This is a genomic window from Anaerococcus degeneri, from assembly GCF_017874475.1.
In the GTDB taxonomy this organism is placed as follows: Bacteria; Bacillota; Clostridia; order Tissierellales; family Peptoniphilaceae; genus Anaerococcus; species Anaerococcus degeneri.
Map to the genome: position 1 here is coordinate 213,174 of NZ_JAGGLO010000001.1, position 21,059 is coordinate 234,232.

Annotated in this window: 19 protein-coding genes; 17 read left to right on the forward strand and 2 right to left on the reverse strand. The window is 35.9% G+C overall.

The window, feature by feature from the left end; genetic code table 11:
* Positions 1-31: 31 nt before the first annotated feature.
* Together J2Z38_RS01005 and J2Z38_RS01010 are read left to right on the forward strand one after the other, a co-directional pair.
* A complete protein-coding gene (locus tag J2Z38_RS01005) occupies positions 32-709 on the forward strand; it encodes an ABC transporter ATP-binding protein (protein ID WP_209771360.1) in 678 nt (225 codons plus the stop codon).
* Positions 672-3,173, forward strand: a complete 2,502-nt coding sequence (locus tag J2Z38_RS01010; protein ID WP_209771364.1) for an ABC transporter permease — start codon at positions 672-674, stop codon at positions 3,171-3,173. The genes J2Z38_RS01005 and J2Z38_RS01010 overlap by 38 nt, the downstream gene beginning before the upstream one ends.
* Positions 3,174-3,322: 149 nt before the next feature.
* On the opposite strand, the gene J2Z38_RS01015 is transcribed toward J2Z38_RS01010, so the two are convergent.
* Positions 3,323-4,003 (reverse strand): phosphoribosylaminoimidazolesuccinocarboxamide synthase, encoded by a 681-nt coding sequence (locus tag J2Z38_RS01015; RefSeq protein WP_209771367.1) that lies wholly within the window; start codon positions 4,001-4,003, stop codon positions 3,323-3,325.
* A gap of 182 nt (positions 4,004-4,185) precedes the next feature.
* On the opposite strand from J2Z38_RS01015, the gene purE reads away from it, so the two are divergent.
* The 15 genes from purE to J2Z38_RS01090 all read left to right on the forward strand — a co-directional run bounded on the left by purE (position 4,186) and on the right by J2Z38_RS01090 (position 20,274).
* Positions 4,186-4,665, forward strand: a complete 480-nt coding sequence (gene purE, locus J2Z38_RS01020) for a 5-(carboxyamino)imidazole ribonucleotide mutase (RefSeq protein ID WP_209771370.1) — start codon at positions 4,186-4,188, stop codon at positions 4,663-4,665.
* Positions 4,662-5,702, forward strand: coding sequence for a 5-(carboxyamino)imidazole ribonucleotide synthase (locus J2Z38_RS01025; RefSeq protein WP_209771372.1), 1,041 nt, complete (start codon positions 4,662-4,664; stop codon positions 5,700-5,702). Before purE ends, J2Z38_RS01025 begins: the two co-directional genes overlap by 4 nt.
* On the forward strand, positions 5,689-9,357 hold the full coding sequence (locus tag J2Z38_RS01030; RefSeq protein ID WP_209771374.1) for a phosphoribosylformylglycinamidine synthase: 3,669 nt from the start codon (positions 5,689-5,691) through the stop codon (positions 9,355-9,357). Before J2Z38_RS01025 ends, J2Z38_RS01030 begins: the two co-directional genes overlap by 14 nt.
* 19 nt (positions 9,358-9,376) lie before the next feature.
* Entirely contained in the window at positions 9,377-10,792 is a 1,416-nt protein-coding gene (gene purF / locus J2Z38_RS01035; protein ID WP_209771376.1) for an amidophosphoribosyltransferase, read from the forward strand.
* The gene (gene purM / locus J2Z38_RS01040; protein WP_209771378.1) at positions 10,789-11,793 is read left to right on the forward strand and encodes a phosphoribosylformylglycinamidine cyclo-ligase; all 1,005 of its coding nucleotides are present in this window, start codon (positions 10,789-10,791) and stop codon (positions 11,791-11,793) included. The genes purF and purM overlap by 4 nt, the downstream gene beginning before the upstream one ends.
* Positions 11,790-12,353 (forward strand): phosphoribosylglycinamide formyltransferase, encoded by a 564-nt coding sequence (gene purN / locus J2Z38_RS01045; RefSeq protein WP_209771380.1) that lies wholly within the window; start codon positions 11,790-11,792, stop codon positions 12,351-12,353. The genes purM and purN overlap by 4 nt, the downstream gene beginning before the upstream one ends.
* Positions 12,350-13,867, forward strand: a complete 1,518-nt coding sequence (gene purH / locus J2Z38_RS01050) for a bifunctional phosphoribosylaminoimidazolecarboxamide formyltransferase/IMP cyclohydrolase (protein ID WP_209771382.1) — start codon at positions 12,350-12,352, stop codon at positions 13,865-13,867. Before purN ends, purH begins: the two co-directional genes overlap by 4 nt.
* Position 13,868: 1 nt before the next feature.
* A complete protein-coding gene (purD, locus tag J2Z38_RS01055; protein WP_209771384.1) occupies positions 13,869-15,107 on the forward strand; it encodes a phosphoribosylamine--glycine ligase in 1,239 nt (412 codons plus the stop codon).
* A 6-nt stretch (positions 15,108-15,113) separates the two neighbouring features.
* Positions 15,114-16,757, forward strand: a complete 1,644-nt coding sequence (locus tag J2Z38_RS01060) for a formate--tetrahydrofolate ligase (RefSeq protein WP_209771387.1) — start codon at positions 15,114-15,116, stop codon at positions 16,755-16,757.
* Positions 16,758-17,072: 315 nt separating this feature from the next.
* Complete coding sequence (locus J2Z38_RS01065) at positions 17,073-17,657, forward strand: hypothetical protein (protein ID WP_209771390.1); 585 nt, start codon at positions 17,073-17,075, stop codon at positions 17,655-17,657.
* A gap of 21 nt (positions 17,658-17,678) precedes the next feature.
* Positions 17,679-18,269: a hypothetical protein gene (locus tag J2Z38_RS01070; protein ID WP_209771392.1), complete on the forward strand. Its 591-nt coding sequence runs from the start codon at positions 17,679-17,681 to the stop codon at positions 18,267-18,269.
* A gap of 123 nt (positions 18,270-18,392) precedes the next feature.
* Complete coding sequence (locus J2Z38_RS01075) at positions 18,393-18,977, forward strand: hypothetical protein (protein WP_209771394.1); 585 nt, start codon at positions 18,393-18,395, stop codon at positions 18,975-18,977.
* A gap of 43 nt (positions 18,978-19,020) precedes the next feature.
* The gene (locus J2Z38_RS01080; RefSeq protein ID WP_209771396.1) at positions 19,021-19,611 is read left to right on the forward strand and encodes a hypothetical protein; all 591 of its coding nucleotides are present in this window, start codon (positions 19,021-19,023) and stop codon (positions 19,609-19,611) included.
* A gap of 133 nt (positions 19,612-19,744) precedes the next feature.
* The gene (locus J2Z38_RS01085; protein WP_209771398.1) at positions 19,745-19,990 is read left to right on the forward strand and encodes a hypothetical protein; all 246 of its coding nucleotides are present in this window, start codon (positions 19,745-19,747) and stop codon (positions 19,988-19,990) included.
* Complete coding sequence (locus tag J2Z38_RS01090) at positions 19,990-20,274, forward strand: hypothetical protein (protein ID WP_209771400.1); 285 nt, start codon at positions 19,990-19,992, stop codon at positions 20,272-20,274. The genes J2Z38_RS01085 and J2Z38_RS01090 overlap by 1 nt, the downstream gene beginning before the upstream one ends.
* A 29-nt stretch (positions 20,275-20,303) precedes the next feature.
* Here the strand turns inward: J2Z38_RS01090 and J2Z38_RS01095 are convergent, their stop codons facing one another.
* A complete protein-coding gene (locus J2Z38_RS01095; protein ID WP_209771402.1) occupies positions 20,304-21,011 on the reverse strand; it encodes a TraX family protein in 708 nt (235 codons plus the stop codon).
* Positions 21,012-21,059 lie beyond the last annotated feature (48 nt).

Here is a 21,059-nt window from a genome sequence, read left to right on the forward strand (position 1 = left end):
ATGTTATATTAAATGTAAAGAGGTGATAGATATGTTAAAAGTAGAAAATTTAAAAAGATATTATAAAACAAATGACGTGGAAGTAAGAGCTCTTGACGGAGTATCTTTCGATGTAGAAAAAGGAGAATTTATTTCCATAATTGGAGCAAGCGGTTCTGGTAAATCAACCCTGTTACATTTACTAGGGGGACTTGATTATCCTACAAGTGGAAAAGTTTTAATTGATGGTGCGGATATTTATGCTTTAAAAGATGATGAGAGAACCATTTTTAGGAGAAGAAATATTGGTTTTGTATTTCAATCATATAACCTTTTGCCCATGCTAAATGTATATGAGAATATAATTATTCCCTTTGGTCTTGATGGGGACAAGGTAGATGAAAAATATGTTAAGTCTGTGATAGACATTCTTGAGATAAGCGATCAAAAAAATAAAATGCCCAACGAATTATCTGGTGGACAACAACAAAGAGTTGCCATAGCAAGAGCCTTGGTTACAAAACCATCTATAATTCTAGCTGACGAACCTACAGGAAATTTGGACTCAAAATCATCTTCCCAAGTTGTTTATCTACTAAAAAAGATTAATAAAGAGCTTGGAAATACTATTCTTATGATCACTCACGATGATGCGGTAGCTCAAGCCGCAGAAAGAACTTTAAGGATAGAAGATGGAAGGCTGGTGGAAAAAAATGAAAGTCAAAAATAAAGCTTATATAAGACGTCTTGCAAAAAGTATTTTAAATGCGAATAAAAGCAGGAGAAATATTCTCTTATTAGCAATTGCCTTAACTTCTATACTATTTACGAGCCTATTTTCAGTAGCCTTAGGTTTAGGAAAGAGCATGGAAACCCAAACAATGAAAACTATTGGTACAATCAGCCATGGCTGTTTTAAAGAACTTTCTGACAAAGACATAAATATTTTATCCAAGGATAAAGACATAAAGGATTTTTCAATAAGAGAGAAAGTTGGTATTCTTAATGATGAAAAAATAAGTGCAGAACTATCCTATATGGACAAAAATGGATTTGAATGGTCGCTAATAGAAAAAGTTAAAGGGAAATTTCCTGAAAAAGAAAACGACGTATTTATAGATTTAGCAACTGCAAAAAAATTAGGTTATAAGGGTGAAATTGGAGAAGAGATTGAAATTCCCTACAATATAGAAAAACCTTACACAGGAGAAATTATCGAAAATAAAAGTGATAAATTTATTATTTCGGGGACTTTCCAAAATCCTATTGACTCAAATGTTGGTGTAGGACAAATCTATTTATCAAAAGCTTATGTTGATAAATTATCCCTTCCAGAAAATAATAAAGATTTAGAAGTAATGCTAAAGAATTCCCTTATGATAAGGGATAAACTTTTAAAAATTGCAGAGAGAAATGGTTATAAGGTGGCAGATAATCCTGGAGATTTATCCGACAAGGAAATAAGGATTGGCCTTAACTTTGCGTATCTTTTATCAGGCGATAATAGTTTTGATTTTAATACATTTCTACCCTTCTTAGCTTTTTTGATTTTAGTAATAGTCGCGGGATATTTGATAATAAATAATATTTTCAAAATATCAGTAAATGAAGATATTAAACTTCTGGGACTTTTAAAAACAATTGGAATGACAAAGCCACAAATCAAAAAACTTGTTCATCTACAGTCTATAGCAGCATCCCTCCCATCAATAATAGTTGGAGATATAGTCGGAATTTCTATAGGGAAAATTATTTTAAATAAAATATTTGCAAATAATGAGATGCTAACAGATGTAAAATTATCGCTAACGGTAATAATCTTAATTATTTTATTTTCGACAGCCTTCACTTTGCTTACAGTATTTCTATCAGTTATGAAACCTGCAAGATATGCAGCAAAAGTTTCTCCAATAGATGCCAGCAGATACAATGAAACCACGATAAAAAAGAAATATAAAAGCGAGAATATTTCTCTAGGCAAGCTTGCTAGAAGGCAAGTCTTTTCCAATAAATTTAGATTTATTTCAATTATTCTGTCTATGAGTCTATCCGCTGTTATTTTGAATAGTGTCTTAACTTATACAGGCAATATTGATTTAGAAAAAGGAATATCTGATGTAATTGCAACGGATTATAATATAGCAAGTCCAAAATATTTTAGATATATGTATTTAGACAGTGAAGAAGGAATTGACAAAAAGTTTATTCATGAAATAGAAAATCAAAATGGATTTAAAGCTGGGGGAGCATTATACTATTATGGTTATCAGTATTCTTATCCAGATATAAAAATAGAAGACAATAAAGTTGCTCCAATATTATTGGGCATAGATGATTATCTAATAAACAAACAAAAATTTATAGATGAAGATTTTGATAAAGATAAATGGAAAACAGGAAATTATATTATTATAGGAGAATATGGAGATAAAAAATCTTCATTTAAAACTGGCGATAAAATAAAAATCAATGTAAAAAATAAAATCAAAGAAGTCCAAGTGATGGGCAAGATTGAGTATAACTTTTCAAATGGTCTTAGGTATTTTCCTGTAATTCAGGAAAATATAAACGACCAATCAAGTCCTACTTTAGGTTTGGAATATATTTATATGAATCCAAATGAATATAAAGATTTGACTGGAGATAAAAGTATAATGTCCTATGGATTTGATGTGGAGGATAGTGAAAAGGAAAATTTTGATGAATTATTAAAATCTTTTGAAAACGATCCAGGATTTTCTTACGATTCAAGGGAACTTCAAATAAAGTCCATTGTGGATTTTAAAAACCTAATAGAATTTGCTGGTTACAGTCTATCTATAGTATTATTCTTAATATCTGTACTGAATTTTATAAATGTCATTGCTACTGAAATTTTGAGAAATATGGTTAACTTATCAATTCTTGAAGCAATTGGAGTGACTAAGAAAAATATTAAAAAATATTTGGTGAAAAAGAATTTGATCTATTCTTTATGTGGCTTAGTATTTTCTTTCATCATTATGGTTATTGTAGATAAATTTATCTTGATGGATTTTATGGCAGCAACTAAGTGGACTTCCTATAAATTTGTAATCATGCCGCTTATCCTTGTAAACTTTGTAAATATAATTATTGGGATATTATTTACAGGTAGATTCTATGAAAAGCATAGCCAAAATAGCCTTGTAGACAGGATTAGAAGTTTAGAGTAAAAAAACATCTAAAAATATAAAGATTTAATTGAGTTTCGAGTAAAAATTTATAGTATAATGTAATTTTTAAAATAAATGTGTTTATTTAAAATTCTAATTTTAATAAAGTAAAATCCCTTTTTAAGTTTTTTAAAAAGGGATTTTTATAATTAGTCTAAAACCATTTCTGTAAGTCTAAGAGGCTCGATGTATTCATTGCCCTTGTAGACTCTCATATTTCCGCCAGAGATTTCATCTATTAGGATGACTTTGTCGTTTTCATCTAGGCCGAATTCTAGTTTTATATCATAAAGGTCAAGATTTTTTTCTTTTAGGATGTCACGGATTAGGCCGCAAATTTCTTTTGTAAGTCTTTTTAGTTCTTCGTATTGGTCAGCTGTTGCGATGTTTAGAGCTTCTAGGCAGTCTTTTGAAATTGTAGGATCGCCTTTAGCGTCATCTTTTATTGTTATTTCAAAAAATCCATCAAGTGGGGCGCCTTCTTCTATGTATTTTCCGTATCTTCTGTAAAAAGATCCTACTGCCCTGTATCTGCAGATAAATTCAAGGCCCTTGCCAAATACTCTTGCTTTTCTAACTTCCATTGTGTTTTCATCAATGTTTGCACCTACATAATGGGTTGGGATATTTTTTTCATTTAGTTTATTAAAGAAAAATTCTGTCATCCTAAGGCCTGCATTGCCTGCACCTTCTATTGATAGGCCAACTTGGTTTTCACCTGGGTCAAAAACGCCGTCCTTGCCAGTAACGTCGTCTTTAAATTTCATCAAGATGTTGCCATTTTCGAGGCTGTAGATGTCCTTTGTCTTGCCTTTGTAAATTAAATCCATTATTTTCTCCTTATACATTTACAATAATGATATAATACTTACGACTTTCTTACAAATAAATTTTATTTACTAAGAATAATTTGTCAAGCCGACTTATAAAAAAATTTAATTTTCACTTTACCATTGAAAAAAATAATAAAATAGATATACTAATTTTGTAGAAGTAAAGATAAGGAGTTAAAATGTCAAAAATAGCTGTCATAATGGGTTCAAAATCTGACTACAAGACTATGAAAGAGTGCTGTGCTGTACTTGATAAGTTTGGCATAGACTACGATAAGAGGGTTGTAAGTGCGCATAGGACACCAGAGTTAATGGTTGACTTTGCGAAAAATGCCAGGAAAAACGGCTACAGCCTTATTATTGCTGCGGCTGGTGGTGCTGCGCATTTGCCAGGTATGGTTGCTGCGTCAACTACTCTACCTGTAATTGGTGTCCCAATTAAATCATCCACCCTAAACGGTGTTGACTCGCTTCTTTCTATTGTGCAAATGCCATATGGTGTGCCTGTTGCAACCATGGCTATAGGAGAGGCTGGTGCAAAAAACGCTGCTATTACTGCCCTTTCGATTCTTGCTATAAGTGATGAAAAATTAGCAGAAAAGTACAGGGATTTTAAAATTGAATTAGAAAATATAGTAAAGGAAGATATGAAAATATGATCAAGACTATATTACCCAAAAGCACTATCGGTATAATCGGTGGCGGCCAACTTGGACGAATGCTCGCTATGAGCGCAAAAGAAATGGGCTATAAAGTAGCAATTCTAGATCCAGGTGAAGACGCCTGCGCAAGAAAATTTGCAGATTATTTTATCCATAGTGCTTTTAATGTATACGAAAATATCGAAAAACTTTGTAAAATGAGCGATGTAGTGACTTTCGAGTTTGAAAATATAGACATAGAGTCCTATAAAAAGCTTGAAAATAAGTACAATTTCGTTCAATCTTCAAGGCTTTTGGAAATTAGCCAGCACAGGCTAAGGGAGAAGGAATACGCCAAATCACTCGGTATTCCAACTGTAAAATATTTTGATTCTAATAAGGATGAGTACCAAATTAATGGCAAGTTCGTCATGAAGACCACCAGGTTCGGCTATGACGGCAAGGGCCAAAAAATCATTTCTTCAAATGAAGAAGTTGAAAAAGATACCATCCTTGAAGAATTAATCGACCTTGATAAGGAAATTTCAGTAGTTGCTGTTAAGGATATAGAGGGAATCGAAATTGTAGGTGTGGTGGAAAATGAACATAGAAACAATATTCTCTATAGGTCAAATATTCCTGCAAGGATCACCAAGGACCAGGAAGAAAGGACCATTGATTATACAAAAAGAATCCTAGCCGACAATGACTATTACGGAGTCCTTACAGTTGAGTATTTCATATCAAATGGAGAGGTAATCTTCAATGAGATTGCCCCAAGAGTTCATAATTCTGGTCATATTACCCAAGAATCTGCGACAAAATCCCAATTTAGGGCCCACATAGAAGGTATTTGCGGTCTTAAGGTGGGAAAAATCGAAAATAGGGAAGCAACTCTTTATAATATCCTAGGTCAAAACGAAGAATATTTTATCAACCTAATCACCAAGAAACAAGGCTACCTTCACTTATACGAAAAGGAAGCTCGCCACAACAGGAAAATCGGACACATGAACTTTTTAGGAAGCGTATATTTGGAGGATGACTTTGAATAAGAGAATATTTGTACAAAAAAGACCTGCCTATGATAGGGAAAGTGAAAATTTAAAAAATCTTTTTAATAGGGACTTTGACCTTGATTTAAAAAATGTCAAGACTTACGTAATCTATGACCTTTACAACATAAGTGAAGACCTATACCAAAAGGCCAAAGAGAGAGTATTTTCAGAAATTATGACAGATGAGGTTTTTGAAGACCTTGATTTATCTGACAAAACATACATAGCCTACGAAACCCTCCCAGCCCAATACGACCAAAGGTCAGATTCAGCCATGCAGGCCTTAAGATTAATTGACGATAAGGCAGATGTTTTGGTGAGAGCAGGAAAACTTGTTGTATTGGACGGGGAAGTTTCAGAAGAAAACTTAAGAGAAATTAAAAAATACCTCATAAACCCAATCGAGTCAAGTGAAAAAGATCTTTCTAAAATGGATTTTGCTATTGATTCTAAAATGAAGCCTTTAAAGGATTTGACAGGTTTTAGGGACTATGGAAAAGAAGAGTTAGAAGGACTTATAAAGGATCTTTCTCTTGCCCTAGATTTAGAAGATTTGGAATTTATCCAAGACCGTTACAAAAAAGAGGAGAGAGATCCAAGTGAAACTGAAATCTACGTTCTAGATGTATTCTGGTCTGACCACTGTAGGCACACTACCTTTGAGACAAGCCTAGATGAAGTAAAGATAAATTCAAAACTTTTTCAAAAGGAAATGCAAGACGCCTTTGATTATTATTTGAAATTGAGGGAAGAACTTGGAATAACCAAGCCAATTAGGCTTATGGATATGGCTTCAATTTTTGGCAAGTACCACACCAAGGTCTTAGGAGATGCCAATATAGAAGTTTCTGAAGAAATCAACGCTTGTTCCTTCTTTACAGAAATTGAAAATAAGGGCAAGAAGGAAAGGTGGCTCATTCAATTTAAAAACGAAACCCACAACCACCCGTCAGAAATCGAACCATTTGGCGGCGCGTCAACCTGTATAGGCGGTGCCATTAGAGATCCACTTTCAGGTAGGTCCTATGTTTACCAAGCCATGAGGGTGTCAGGTGCGGGCAATATCCTAGAAAAAAGAGAAGAAACCTTAGCCAACAAGCTCCCACAAGTAGAAATTTCAAAGGGGAAAGCCTTAGGAAACTCATCTTATGGTAACCAAATCGGCCTTGCAACTACCTTTGTAAGAGAAATCTACGACCCTTCTTATGTGGCAAAAACTATGGAAGTTGGAGCAGTTGTAGGAGCTGTTAAAGACGGAGATTACAAGAGAGAAGAACTTGTTCCTGGTGATATAGTTGTGATGATTGGCGGAAGGACCGGTCGTGACGGTATCCAAGGTGCATCAGGATCATCTGTAGTTCACGATGACTCATCCCTAACTACAGCATCAAGCCAAGTCCAAAAGGGAAACCCAGTCGAAGAAAGAAAAATCCAAAGATTATTCAGAAAACCAGAAGTCACAAGACTTATCAAAAAATCAAACGACTTCGGTGCTGGTGGTGTATCTGTTGCCATAGGCGAGCTTTCAGAAGGAATTGAAATCTTCCTTGACAGGGTCAAAACCAAATATAAGGGCCTTAATCCAACAGAAATAGCCATTTCCGAATCTCAAGAAAGAATGGCGGTAGGTATAGATAAAAAAGACTACGAGGCCTTTGTAAAAGAGTGTGAAAAAGAAAACCTCGAATACGTCCACGTTGCAAATATAACTGACAGAAACCGCTTAGAAATGTACTACGGAGACGAAAAAATTGTAGACTTTAGCGCAGAATTTTTAGAAACAGCAGGTGTTCGTAAACACGCCAAGGCAGATTTGGTTGATAATGTAAGGGAAAACCCATTTGTCACCAAGGAAGTCACAAAGGAAGCAATTCTTGAAGAGCTAAAAGATTTAAATGTCACCAACCAAAAGGGTATGGTTTCAATGTTTGACTCAACCGTTGGTGCCCAAACTGTGATGATGCCATTTGCAGGTAAGGAAAGGATAACCCCAGTCCAAGCCTCTGTTGCAGCCATTCCTACACTTTATTCCACACCAGATACTGCAACCATCTTGGCCTATGGTTTTATACCAAAAATATCAAAATATTCACCATTCCTATCAAGCATCTACGCAGTTCTAGAATCTGTGGCAAAAGTTTATGCGGTTGGAGGAAATAGGGAAGATTTATACTTCTCCTTCCAAGAATATTTTGAAAAACTTTTAGATGATCCAGAAAAATGGGGCAAGGTAAGCCAGGCAATGCTTGGATCTATCATAGCCCAAAGAGAAATCGGAAGACCTGCCATAGGAGGCAAGGACTCCATGTCAGGGTCATTTAATGACCTAAATGTAGTTGAAACCTTGATTTCCTTTGCATGTACACCTGTAAAAATTGCTGACGTAATTACACCAGACCTTAAAAAAGTCGGTAATAAATTATATATAATAGAAATAGAAAAAGACGAAAAAGCCTATCCAAATCTAGCTAAGGCCATGGCTGACTTTGACAAATTAAATTCTTATATCAAGGATAAAAAAGTTGTATCAGCATATGTCCAGGACTTTGGATCAGTAAGTTCATCTTTAATCAAGATGGCCCTTGGAAATAAATTAGGATTTACAATCGACTATGACAAGGCCCTTGATTTTAATCCTTGTTCAATTGTTCTAGAAGCTAATTGTGATTTAGACTTCAAAGAAATCGGTAGGGTAAGCGAAGAAATTTCTATAAATGGAATTGAAATTAAGCTTGAAGATGCTGAAAAAGCTTATATGTCAACTCTTGAAGAAATTTATCCAACCTACTACAACAAAAACGAAGGAAAGGTTGAAAATCTCGTAGCAGAGAAAACTCATAATGTCTATTACAAAGAAAAAATAGACCAAGTTAAGGTAGTAATTCCAGTATTTCCTGGTACAAACTCAGAATATGACACCCAAAAGGCCTTTGAAGAGGCGGGAGCAAAGGTAAGTCAAGTTGTCTTTACAAATATAAAAGAAGACGACATTGAAAAATCAATCGATGCTTTCGTTAAGGAAATTAAAGCTTCCCATATAATAGCCTTCCCTGGTGGATTTTCAGCAGGAGATGAGCCAGATGGTTCAGCGAAATTTATTGTAAATATACTTAAAAACGCCAAGGTAAAAGAAGCAATCCATGCCCATCTTTCTGATAAAAAGTTAATCCTAGGTATTTGTAACGGCTTCCAAGCCCTTATAAAATCAGGACTCTTACCTTATGGAAAGATAAAAGACCTTAACGAAGATGACCTAAGCCTATTTAGGAATGTTGGCTTTAGGCATATATCAGATACAGCAATCACAAGAGTGGCTTCTACAAAATCTCCATGGACTCAAGGTTTTGAAATTGGTGACCTCCATGAACTTGTATTTAGTCACGGAGAAGGAAGACTCGTTGGCAATAATATCGAAAAATTCAAGCACCTTGCAGCCTTCCAATATGTAGACGCCGATGGGGATGCGACCCTAAACGGCAAATACAATCCAAATGGATCAGCCCTAGCCATTGAGGGAATGGTGAGTGAAGATGGTCTAATCTTAGGCAAGATGGGCCATTCAGAAAGGTCCTACAAGACCCTTTACAAAACCAATACTTTAAAGGATAGGCAAGACATATTTAAAAATGGTGTGAAATATTTCACCAGATAGATTTTTTTAAGGAGTAAAGATGTTTGGAATTTGGAATACAGAAAAGGCTCCAAGTGTTGCCTTTTATGCCCTTCACGCCCTCCAACACAGGGGTCAACAAGGTGCAGGTATTGTCTCAACAGAAAGAACTAGGCTTAGGGGCTATAGAAATGTTGGCCTTTTGGCAGATGTATTTAAGGATAATGAAAAGCTAGAAAAAATTGATGGTTCAGCCGCCTTGGGTGCCCTTTGGTACTCAAGCGGTAATTCCACAAACGTTCAAAATATAGAACCACTTTTGTACAAATTTAACGACGGCCACCTAGGTATTGCCATGAATGGTAATCTAAACAACGCTAGTTGGCTTAGGGCTGAGCTAGAAGATGAAGGAGCAGTTTTCCATTCAGCAAGCCATGCAGAAATAATCATGCACCTAATTAGGCGCTCTAGGAAAGAAACAATAGAGGAAAGATTTAAGGAGGCCTTAATTAAGCTAAATGGATCATTTTCTGTAATGCTTTTAACCCAAGATGCCTTATACGGTGCGGTGGATAGGCACGCTACAAGGCCACTAGTTCTCGGAAAACTCGGTGATTCCTACACAATCGCTTCAGAGTCTTGTGCCCTAAATGTAATAGGGGCAGACTTTTTAAAAGATATTTCCGCTGGAGAAATTATAAAAATTGACGATTCTGGTTTCGAAATAGGAAGCTTCTGCGAGCCTTCAAATATAGCCATAGAATCCATGGAATTTATTTATTTTGCAAGGCCAGACTCAACTATCATGGGCAAAAACGTCCACACAGTTAGGAAAAATACAGGCAGGGTTTTGGCGAGAGAATTTCCTGTGGAAGCTGACATAGTAGTCGGTGTACCAAATTCTTCCCTATCCCTTGCAACAGGTTATGCTGAAGAAATCGGCCTTCCATACGAGATGGGTCTTATCAAAAACCAATACATAGGCAGGACCTTTATCGAGCCTTCCCAAAAGCTTAGGGATATTGGGGTTAAGATGAAATTATCAGCCCTTGGTGATGTTGTTAGAAATAAGAGGGTAATCCTTCTTGACGATTCAATTGTAAGGGGCACTACCTCCAAAAGAATCATTTCCATGCTTAAAAAGGCAGGAGCAAGCGAAGTCCACCTAAGGATAGGCTCACCAGAGATTATTTTTCCATCATTTTCTGGAATTGATATGAAAACTTCCAATGAACTAATCGCTGCCAACCTCAGCAAAGATGAGGTTAGGGACTTAATTGGTGCAGATAGTTTGGAATTTATAACAGTTGATGGTCTTAAAGAAGCAGTAGGCTTTGACTTTGATAGTCCAAATAAGGGAATTTCCCTTGATATTTTCACAGGTGACTATGTCGAAGGACTTGGCAATTATGAAGAAGAATTTAAGGCAGAACTTACAGATATACAAAAAGATTTTTTAGCAAAGGGGAGTAAATGAGCGAGAAATACAAGGCAGCAGGTGTTAGCCTAAATGCCGGTTATGAATCAGTTGAGAGAATAAAAAAACACGTCGAATCCACAAAAAACAAGGGCATGATGGACATGATTGGTAGCTTTGGCGGAGCCTTTGACCTTTCTGCCTATGGTTTTAAAAATCCAGTTCTTGTAAGCGGTACAGATGGGGTTGGAACCAAGCTTAAACTTGCTTTTGACATGGATAAGCACGACACAATCGGTATCGACGCTGTGGCTATGTGTGTTAATGACATCCTTGCCCAAGGAGCAATTCCACTTTTCTTTTTAGACTACATCGCTTGTGGCAAAAACGACCCAGCCCAAATCGAAGCTATTGTAAAGGGTGTTGCTGATGGTTGTAGACAGGCGGGAGCAGCTCTTGTAGGCGGGGAAACCGCAGAAATGCCAGGTTTTTATAAGGAAGGCGAGTACGATATAGCAGGTTTTGCTGTTGGTGCTGCCGAAAAAGAAGATTTAATAAATCCAGAAAACACAAAGCCTGGCCAAGCTGTGATTGGTATTCCGTCTACAGGTTTTCATTCAAATGGATTTTCACTAATTAGAAAGGTCCTAAAGGATGAAAATATAAGCTTAAATGACGAATTTAATGGGGAAACCATTGGCGAAGCTCTTTTGAGACCTACAAGAATCTACGCCAAGGAAGTAAAGACCCTACTTGATAATGTGAAGGTTGCAGGCATTTCCCACATTACAGGTGGTGGATTCATAGAAAACCTCCCAAGGGCTCTCAAAAAAGGTCTTGGCATGAAAATTTATAGGGATTCCTATCAAGTTCCAGAAATTTTTAAATTTATAGAACAAGAAGGAAAAATAGACCACGACGAGATGTACCAAGTCTTTAATATGGGCGTTGGTCTTGCAATAATTGTAGACGATGCCGATAAGGAAAAGGTCCTTGACCTAATCGACGACGCCTTCATCCTAGGAGAAGTCACAGACCAGGAAGGAATCGTCCTTCTATGAAAAAAATAGGAATATTTGCTTCAGGGACAGGCACAAATTTCGATGCTTTAGCAAGTTCAGAACAAATAAAAAATTTGGCAGATATTGATATTATGGTTTGTGACAAGCCTGGGGCCAAGGTTATAAAAAAAGCAGAAGATAAAAATATTAAGGCCTTTGTCTTTAATCCAAAAGATTATGAAAATAAGGCAGCTTACGAAAAAGAAATTCTAGAAAAAGTCAAAGACCTTGACTATATCTTTCTAGCAGGCTATATGAGAATTCTTTCTAAAGATTTTCTAGAAAAATTTAAGGGCAAGGTTATAAATATCCACCCTTCTCTACTTCCTAAATACAAGGGCATAGAGTCAATCAAAAGGGCCTATGAAGCGGGAGAGGAATATATTGGGGTCACAATCCATTATGTAAACGAAGAAATCGACGGCGGGGAGATTCTTGCCCAAGATAAGTTTAAGGTTGATTACACAAAGAGCCTAGATGAGATAGAAAGTCAGGTTCATGAGGTAGAGCATAGGCTTTACATAAAGACAGGAGGAGAAATCTTAAAGGGGGAAAAATGAAAAGAGCTTTAATAAGTGTCAGTGATAAGGCAGGCGTGGCAGATTTTGCCAAGGGCCTTGTGGCAAATGGTTTTGAAATAATTTCTACAGGTGGGACTTTAAACCACCTAAGAGAAGCAGGAGTAGATTGCATTTCTATTGAGGACTACACAGGTTTTCCAGAGATTTTAGAAGGTAGGGTCAAGACCCTTCATCCAAAAGTCCATGGCGGTCTTCTTTCAAAAAGGGACAATGAAAGTCATGTGGCAGAGCTTAAAGACAATGACATCCACTATATTGACCTAATTTGCGTCAACCTTTATCCTTTTGCAGAAACCCTTGCAAAAGAAGGGGTAAGCCATGATGAAATCATTGAAAACATCGACATCGGTGGCCCTTCTATGCTAAGATCTGCTGCTAAAAATTATAAATTTGTAACTGTAGTCACTGATAAGAACGACTACGACACAATCATTAAAGAATTAGAAGAAAAGAGCGAAACAAGCCTAGAAACAAGACAAAGACTTGCAGGAAAAGTTTTCAACAAAACTGCCCAATACGACTCCCTAATCGCATCTTATTTTAATAAAATAAATGGAAGTGAGGAAACTTTAAATCTTAGCTTTAGACTTGAAGATGAACTAAGGTATGGAGAAAATCCTCACCAAAAGGCAGCTTTCTACGTTTCAGACGAAGAAGTATCCTATGCACTACAAGACTGCGTCCAATTACATGGCAAGAAAATGTCTTACAATAATATCCAAGATGCCTCAGCTGCCCTTGATATCTTACAAGAATTTGACGAAACAGTTTGTGTAGGTCTAAAACACATGAATCCTTGCGGGGTTGCCACAGGAAAGACTGTTTATGATGCTTGGATCCGTGCCTTTGAAGCAGACCCAGTTTCAATTTTTGGCGGTATTGTTGCAATTAACGGCACAGTTGATAAGAAAACTGCAGAAAAAATGCACGAAATTTTCCTTGAGATAATTCTTGCCTATGATTACGAAGATGAAGCTTTAGAAATCTTAGAAAAGAAGAAAAACGTCAGAATTTATAAGATTACAAAGAAAACTAATAAAAATCCAAAATTAATAAAATCTGTAAGGGGCGGAATTCTAGTTCAAGACTACGATGACAAGGTTTTTGAAAAACTAGAAACAGTTACTGAGACAAAGGTCAGCGAAGAAGACCTAAAGGACCTAGAATTTGCCTACAAAATTGTAAAACACGTTAAATCAAATGCAATCTTACTTGCCAAGAACGGCCAAACTGTAGGTGTTGGTGCTGGTCAAATGAACAGGGTTGGTGCAGCTGAAATTGCCTTTAAGCAAGCAGGCGATAAGGCAAAGGGGGCAGTTCTTGCATCAGATGCCTTCTTCCCATTTAGGGACAGTGTTGATGAGGCAGCCAAACACGATATTAAAGCCATCATCCAACCAGGCGGATCAATTCGTGACGACGAATCAATTGAAGCTTGTAATGAAAACGGCATAGCCATGGTATTTACCGGCATGCGTCACTTTAAACATTAATATGGCAAGGGTATTAGTAGTAGGAAATGGCGGCAGGGAGCACGCCATTTCTGATAAATTATATAGGGAAGGCCACGAAATTTTCATGCTGGGAGAAAATCCTGGTGTGGCCCAGTTTGGAACCTGCATCACTTGCGATGTCACAGACCTTCCAAGTTTTTGCAAGGAAAATAAAATTGACCTTGTCTTTGTAGGCCCAGAAGCCTTTCTGGTTGACGGAATCGTAGACCTTTTAGAAAAAGAAAATATCAGGGTCTTTGGCCCAAACAAATCCGCAGCCATTCTTGAAGGATCAAAGGCCTTTGCCAAAGATTTGATGAAAAAATATGGCATACCAACAGCAGCCTACGAGACTTTTACAGATTACGAAAAAGCCTTGACCTATGTTGAAAAATCTTCTTTTCAACTTGTAATCAAGGCTGACGGCATTGCTGCAGGTAAGGGAGTAATCATTGCCCAAAATCTCGACGAGGGAAGAGAAGCCCTAAAAGAGATAATGATGGACCAAAAATTTGCGGAAGCAGGTGCATCTGTAGTTATAGAAGAATTTCTCGAGGGCGAGGAATTTTCCCTCCTTGCTTTTGTGTCAGGCGATAAGGTTATGCCAATGAAGGTTGTCCAAGACCACAAGAGAGCCTTTGATAATGATGAGGGCCTAAATACTGGCGGTATGGGCGTTTATATGCCAATTAAGCATATCACAGACGCAGATATTGAAGAAGCCTTAGAAAAAGTTGTTAGACCAACAGCCAAGGCTATGATTAAGGAAGGCAGACCTTTTAAGGGGATTTTGTTTGCTGGCCTTATGAAAACAAAGGACGGGATAAAAACCATAGAATACAACGTCCGTTTTGGAGATCCCGAGACAGAAATTATCCTTATGTCTATGGAAACTTCCCTTTACGACTTGGCTGAGGCAGTCCTTGACGGTAGGGAAATGGAAATTAAGTGGAAGGATAGGGCCTATATAGGCGTTGTCCTTGCTTCAAAAGGCTATCCGGAAATCTACCAAAAAGGTTTTGAAATAACAGGACTTGACGGTCTTGATTCAAAAGTTTTCCATATGGGTACAAAGGAAAGTGACGGAAGGATTCTTACAAACGGCGGCAGGGTTTTAATCGTGTGTGCAGAGGGAAATAGCCTAGAACAAGCGAGAGAAGCCGCTTATAGGGACATTGAAAAAATCAAGTGCGACAATCTTTTCTACAGAAAAGACATCGGACATTTATCATTAAAGTGAGGGAAAATGAAGACTGATTATCAAATATCTTTGGAAGCTAAAAAAGAAAAAATAGAAGACGTTGCAGCAAAGATTGGCATTTCAGCCGATAAATTAATAAAATATGGGGACTACAAGGCAAAGATCAAAAGAGAAAATTTTGATAACTTATCAGAAAACCTAGTTTTAGTCACATCTATAAACCCAACTTCATCTGGGGAAGGAAAATCGACTGTGACCGTAGGCCTATCTGATGGCCTAAATAAAATCGGCAAAAAATCTACAGTAGCCCTTAGGGAACCTTCTTTTGGACCAGTTTTAGGTAGAAAAGGTGGGGCAACAGGTGGTGGCTATGCCCAAGTTGTCCCAATGGATGAGATAAATCTACATTTTAATGGTGACTTTCACGCCATCACATCAGCTCACAATGCAATTATGGCAGTAATTAATAACCATATCTTCCAAGGCAACGAACTTGGCTTTAAAAAAGTCATGTTTAACTATGTAATGGATATGAATGAAAGAGCCCTTAGAAGGATAAAAATCAATGCCAATGGCAAGGACGAGAGGGATTCTTCATTTGATATCACAGTTGCAAGTGAAATCATGGCTATTTTATGCCTTGCAGAAGACCTAGAAGACCTAAGATCTAGGATTGGCGATATCATGGTAGGTTATAACCAAGATGACAAACCTATTTTTGCAAAAGATTTGGGAGTTGAAGGTGTTGTTGTGGCCATCCTTAAAGATGCCATGAATCCAAACCTAGTCCAATCTTTGGAAAACAATCCAGCAATCATCCATGGCGGTCCATTTGCCAATATTGCCCACGGCTGTAACTCTGTTATTGCAACAAAAACAGCCCTTAAATATTCTGATTATGTAATCACAGAAGCAGGTTTTGGGGCAGATCTTGGTGCAGAGAAGTTTTTAGACATCAAATGTAGAGTTTCCGGCCTACGTCCAAAGGCAGCTGTTGTAGTTGCAACCATCAAGGCCCTTAAACTTCATGGTGGAGTGGAAGAAGCAAACTTAACTGAAGAAAATCTTGAAGCCCTAAAAGAAGGGGTTAAAAACCTTGAAAAGCACGTCGAAAATATGAGAAAATACAATCTTCCTGTAATAGTTGCCCTAAATCAATTTGTGACAGATACAGATGCTGAAATTAAATTCATGGAAGACTGGGCAAAGGACTTTGACGTTGAATTTTCCCTAACCCAAGTATGGGCAAAAGGCGGTGACGGAGCTATTGACCTTGCCAATAAACTTGTGAAAATAGTTGAAAATAATAGTGAAGAAGTAAAACTTCTTTACAAAGATGACCTATCTACAGAAGAGAAAATCAACACAATCGCCAATGAAATCTACGGAGCAGCCAAGGTTAATTTTACAGATGAGGCAAGGGCGGTCCTTGATAAAATCGACGAACTTGGTTATAGAAATTTCCCAGTTTGTATGGCAAAAACTCCAGCATCTCTAACAGATGACGGCAAAATCAAGGGCAGACCAGAAGGCTTTGAAATCACAGTTTCTGACATCAAAATTAAGACAGGATCAAGGTTCATAGTTGCCTATCTCAATAAGGTCTTAACTATGCCAGGCCTTCCAAAACATCCAAATGCTCTTGATATAGACGTTGACGAAAATGATAATATTATAAATTTATTCTAGAAAATACAAAAAGGATTGAAGTTGAAAGATAAAATCATCAAAATTAAGGAAAATTTAACCTATTATATAAAATCTTTGTCCTTTACGAGTTCATATATAGACGAGCAAAAAATGTATAAGAGCACAGATTGGGAAAAAGAAGTTAAAATTTTGCCCTTGGGTGCCAAGGTATTGATGGTACTTTTGCTTATCTTCTTATTAATAATTCTATAAAAGTTTACAAGCGGCTCCGGCCGCTTTTTTAATATTTTTGTGAAATCCTTTTTTTAAAAAGATTTTGGGTATTATATAAGTAACAAGATAAAGGAGGATAAGATGAAAAAGTTTTTATTAATATGTGCCTTAGCCCTTGCTATTACAGGCTGCAATAAGGAAGCTAATCTAGAAGAGGGTGTAAAAATAAGCCAGGCTAAGACTGATGTGGATGCGGTAGAATATTTTGGCGAAGAAAAGAAATTAGACCTTGCCTATAACACATATTCCCTAAAAGGACTTGATACAGAAAATCTAGAAATGAACTTATTTACTATAAAAGACGGGGAAGTTTCTAACTTTGTAGATGGACCTTTACTTGATGTCAAAGAAAATTCTTTAATTGGTATTGGTTTTAATGAAGATTCCTATATCGACTTTAGGATAAAAGGAGATAAAGTATATTATTATACAAGTTATAAGTCAGATTCCGCTATGGACAAGGACTATTTTAACAAGACTTATTGGCTAGACCAAGCTGATATCAAGGATAAGGAGTCAGCTATCCTCTTTGTTGGCATGTCAAAAGATGATAAGGATATCGATATTAAAAACATCACAAAAGAAGACCTTAGAAAAATGACTGAGGAAGATAAGGACCTTAAGATTTTAGCCTATGAACTTATACTAGATAAAAAAGAAAAGTAATTTTCATATTTAGGAGAAAAAATGATAAAGAGAAATGTATTATTAAGTCTATTTTTAATACTAAGCTTAGCGTCTTGCAAAGTAGATGTAAAAAATGCAGAAGATGTTATGCTTACAAAAGAAGACTATGAGCTTAATGTGCTTGAAACCTTTGATGGTGGAGATAATTTAGATTATGGTGCAGGAGTTTATTCCTTCAAGGGAATAAGGCCTGATGATCTTCGCCTGACTCTTTCAACTTATGAAAATGGGGAAATTTCAGAAGCTTTTGATATTGAGCTTCCTAAAATAGAAGATAAGGACAAGCTTGGTATAGCGGTAAATTCTAGCAAAATATATATATACGATCTATCAGATAATAAAACTTCTCTACTTACCAAATATGAATTTAAAGATAAAAAACTTACTCACAAGATGTCAAATGGCTGGCAGTGGGATAATGGTGGTGTAATCAAAGACGGAGAGCGATATCCAGTATTTGCAAGTTTTTCTAATGAAGCTAATTCTTTGATAACCCCAATTTTTCATGAAGATGAAATTAGAGAATGGATAAAAAATAATAAGGAATACTCAGGTATGCTCTTAGAATTAAGACTTGAGGATAGTGAGTAATAACATTATAGAATCTATTATCAAAACATAAGCGGTTTCGGCCGCTTTTTTTGAATTATTTAGGAAATCCTTTTTTTTTTTAATTTTGGGTATTATATAAGTAACAAGATAAAGGAGGATAAGATGAAAAAGTTTTTATTAATATGTGCCTTAGCCCTTGCTATTACAGGCTGCAATAAGGAAGCTAATCTAGAAGAGGGTGTAAAAATAAGCCAGGCTAAGACTGATGTGGATGCGGTAGAATATTTTGGCGAAGAAAAGAAATTAGACCTTGCCTATTATACTTATTCTCTAGAAGGACTTGATACAAAAAATCTAGAGGAGCAGTTATTTTCAATAAAAGACGGGGAAATCTTTGAGATTTCTAGAGGACCAGTGAACGCCACAAAGTCAAATGCTTTAATAGGTCTAGGTTTTAATGAAAATTCTTATACATTCTTTAGGATAGATGGCGAGGAAGTAAAGGATGCGTCAAGCTTTAGGGCTGATTATTCTATAGATAAAGACGTATTTAAGAAGACCTATTGGCTAGATCAAGGAGATATTAAGGATAAGGAGTCAACTATCCTTTTTGTCGGCATGTCCAAAGATGATAAGGATATTGATATAAAAAATATCACTAAAGAAGACCTTAAAAAAATGACTGAAGAAGATAAGGACCTTAAGATTTTTGCCTTTGAACTTATTTTGGATAAGGAAGCAAAGTGATTTTTAAATCTTGATATAATTTCGATTATCTAAGGAGGAAGAAATGAAAAAGAAAAATATATTATTAAGCATTTTGCTCATAATAATCCTAGGAGCATGCAAAATCGAAAGCCAAAAGCCTGGAGAAGTGGGGCTTATAAAAGAAGATTTTGACCTTGATCTTATGGATAAATATGATGGTGGTAATATTGTCGATTTTGGAACTGGAGTTTATTCCATTAAGGACGGCAAAGACTCAAATTTTAAACTGAAACTCACAAGTTTTGATGAGGGAAAAGAAGAAAAGATTTTTGATATTACCCTACCAAATTTGGAAGAAGGAGAAAAATTAGGTTTTGAACTTTCTTCAAACCAGGTTAATGTCTATGTGATCTCAGATAAGAAAATTTCCCAAGTCACAAAATTTGACTTTGAAAATCAAATTTTTGAAAATAAGGAAGCAAAGGTTTGGGAATGGACAGAAGGTGGCATCATTAATGAAAATGGACCTTATCCTGTATTTGCAGCCTTCCTTACAGATACAAATGAATTTTCATTTATAGGCATAGAAAATCCAGATTTTAGGTCACAATTTAAAAATAATAAAGACTTATCGGCCCTAGTATTAGAAATAAGCATAAACGATGAGAAATAATAGTGGTCAAATCTATTGTTTTTCTTTAAAATACTTTTAGCTAGAATGACAAAAAAATATATTATATAAGTAGGAAAGGAAATGTTATGGTAATTTTAGGAAAACACTTTATTTACTACTAACAATAGTTTATATGAGATTTTTCTTATTTGTTTTAAAAAAATCTTTTGATAGAGAAAACTCAACTACTATAAAATTCGCAACTAGGGGCATGGTATTTTTTGTATATACAATTGCGATTCTAACCCTCTTTGCCTATGCGATTTTTGTGACAGAAATGGGTGCTACTAAGAGGATAATAGCAGGTCTTATCGCTATTTTCATGTCTATCTATTTTGGTATTATAATTAAGAAATATATAAAGAAGGAAGCTTACTAATGTGGTTAATTTTTGGAACGTGTGCGATAATCACAGCTCTTTTAAATATAATGAATTTTAAAAAACGAGCAAATATTTTTAGGTTTTTATCCTTATCCTTCACAAGTCTAACTGTCTGTGCTTTTTATGCCGATGGGGCAGGAAGGGTTGTAAGAGAGGATTGGTCAGGCCTTATGGATACCATGCCAACCATATCTAAGGCCCTTTGGATATGTGTGGCCCTTTCAATTCTTATAAATTCTATTTCATTAATAAAATCTCATAGAAAAAAATTGCAAAATTAAAAGGCAGCTTAAATAAGTTAAGCTGTCTTTTAGATTTTAAAGATCATTCTTATTATTCCGAAAATTAGTAGATGAACTGGATAAAAGAAGTAGTTAAATATTTTATTTTGCTTGCCTTTTTCACCATTATATAGAAGAACGGTCGCAAAGCCGAGGATGGCATAGATTTCCTTGATTATTACAAGATAACCGAGTCCCGATGCCACAAGTCTTTTGTCATAGAAAAGATAATATAGATAAATTATTATGATGGCATAGTACTCATAGTCAGACGAGATGAGCATTGAGCCGAGGCTTGAAAGGGCCACTATCAAGATAGAAACAAAGATCCATAGGGGTCTTTGTTTGATTTTTTCTTTTAGTTTATCTATGACCATGATAGTAAATAGTCCAAGGGCAAGGCCCCAGAGAATATTTTGTGACCAGGTATTTACAAATTCAGCCGACTGGAACATATCGTAGGGAATTTCTGAAATTACCGCAAAAATAAGTAAATTTCTTAAATATTTCCATTGTGATTTTGTTTTGAAAAATCCTTCTACAATCATAAAGGCAAAGATAGGAAAGGCGATCCTTCCCAAGATGTCAAAAATAGTTGTAATAATGACCATAGGGCCAGTTCCTGTTAGAAATGGGGTTATGATTGCCTTGTTGAAATGGTCTATAAACATTGAAGCGAAGGCTATATATTTTAATTGGGCACCGTTTATGCCCTTAATGCTTTTGATTTTTTCCATAAAATCTCCTTTTAGATTATTTGAAGATTTTATCCCAAATATATAAAA

What these genes read in the sequence shown, in the direction of transcription:
- J2Z38_RS01005 (WP_209771360.1), top strand. Translation starts at nt 32, where the DNA reads ATGTTAAAAGTAGAAAATTTAAAAAGATATTATAAAACAAATGACGTG.
- J2Z38_RS01010 (WP_209771364.1), top strand. Translation starts at nt 672, where the DNA reads ATGGAAGGCTGGTGGAAAAAAATGAAAGTCAAAAATAAAGCTTATATA.
- J2Z38_RS01015 (WP_209771367.1), bottom strand. Translation starts at nt 4,003, where the DNA reads ATGGATTTAATTTACAAAGGCAAGACAAAGGACATCTACAGCCTCGAA.
- purE (WP_209771370.1), top strand. Translation starts at nt 4,186, where the DNA reads ATGTCAAAAATAGCTGTCATAATGGGTTCAAAATCTGACTACAAGACT.
- J2Z38_RS01025 (WP_209771372.1), top strand. Translation starts at nt 4,662, where the DNA reads ATGATCAAGACTATATTACCCAAAAGCACTATCGGTATAATCGGTGGC.
- J2Z38_RS01030 (WP_209771374.1), top strand. Translation starts at nt 5,689, where the DNA reads ATGACTTTGAATAAGAGAATATTTGTACAAAAAAGACCTGCCTATGAT.
- purF (WP_209771376.1), top strand. Translation starts at nt 9,377, where the DNA reads ATGTTTGGAATTTGGAATACAGAAAAGGCTCCAAGTGTTGCCTTTTAT.
- purM (WP_209771378.1), top strand. Translation starts at nt 10,789, where the DNA reads ATGAGCGAGAAATACAAGGCAGCAGGTGTTAGCCTAAATGCCGGTTAT.
- purN (WP_209771380.1), top strand. Translation starts at nt 11,790, where the DNA reads ATGAAAAAAATAGGAATATTTGCTTCAGGGACAGGCACAAATTTCGAT.
- purH (WP_209771382.1), top strand. Translation starts at nt 12,350, where the DNA reads ATGAAAAGAGCTTTAATAAGTGTCAGTGATAAGGCAGGCGTGGCAGAT.
- purD (WP_209771384.1), top strand. Translation starts at nt 13,869, where the DNA reads ATGGCAAGGGTATTAGTAGTAGGAAATGGCGGCAGGGAGCACGCCATT.
- J2Z38_RS01060 (WP_209771387.1), top strand. Translation starts at nt 15,114, where the DNA reads ATGAAGACTGATTATCAAATATCTTTGGAAGCTAAAAAAGAAAAAATA.
- J2Z38_RS01065 (WP_209771390.1), top strand. Translation starts at nt 17,073, where the DNA reads ATGAAAAAGTTTTTATTAATATGTGCCTTAGCCCTTGCTATTACAGGC.
- J2Z38_RS01070 (WP_209771392.1), top strand. Translation starts at nt 17,679, where the DNA reads ATGATAAAGAGAAATGTATTATTAAGTCTATTTTTAATACTAAGCTTA.
- J2Z38_RS01075 (WP_209771394.1), top strand. Translation starts at nt 18,393, where the DNA reads ATGAAAAAGTTTTTATTAATATGTGCCTTAGCCCTTGCTATTACAGGC.
- J2Z38_RS01080 (WP_209771396.1), top strand. Translation starts at nt 19,021, where the DNA reads ATGAAAAAGAAAAATATATTATTAAGCATTTTGCTCATAATAATCCTA.
- J2Z38_RS01085 (WP_209771398.1), top strand. Translation starts at nt 19,745, where the DNA reads ATGAGATTTTTCTTATTTGTTTTAAAAAAATCTTTTGATAGAGAAAAC.
- J2Z38_RS01090 (WP_209771400.1), top strand. Translation starts at nt 19,990, where the DNA reads ATGTGGTTAATTTTTGGAACGTGTGCGATAATCACAGCTCTTTTAAAT.
- J2Z38_RS01095 (WP_209771402.1), bottom strand. Translation starts at nt 21,011, where the DNA reads ATGGAAAAAATCAAAAGCATTAAGGGCATAAACGGTGCCCAATTAAAA.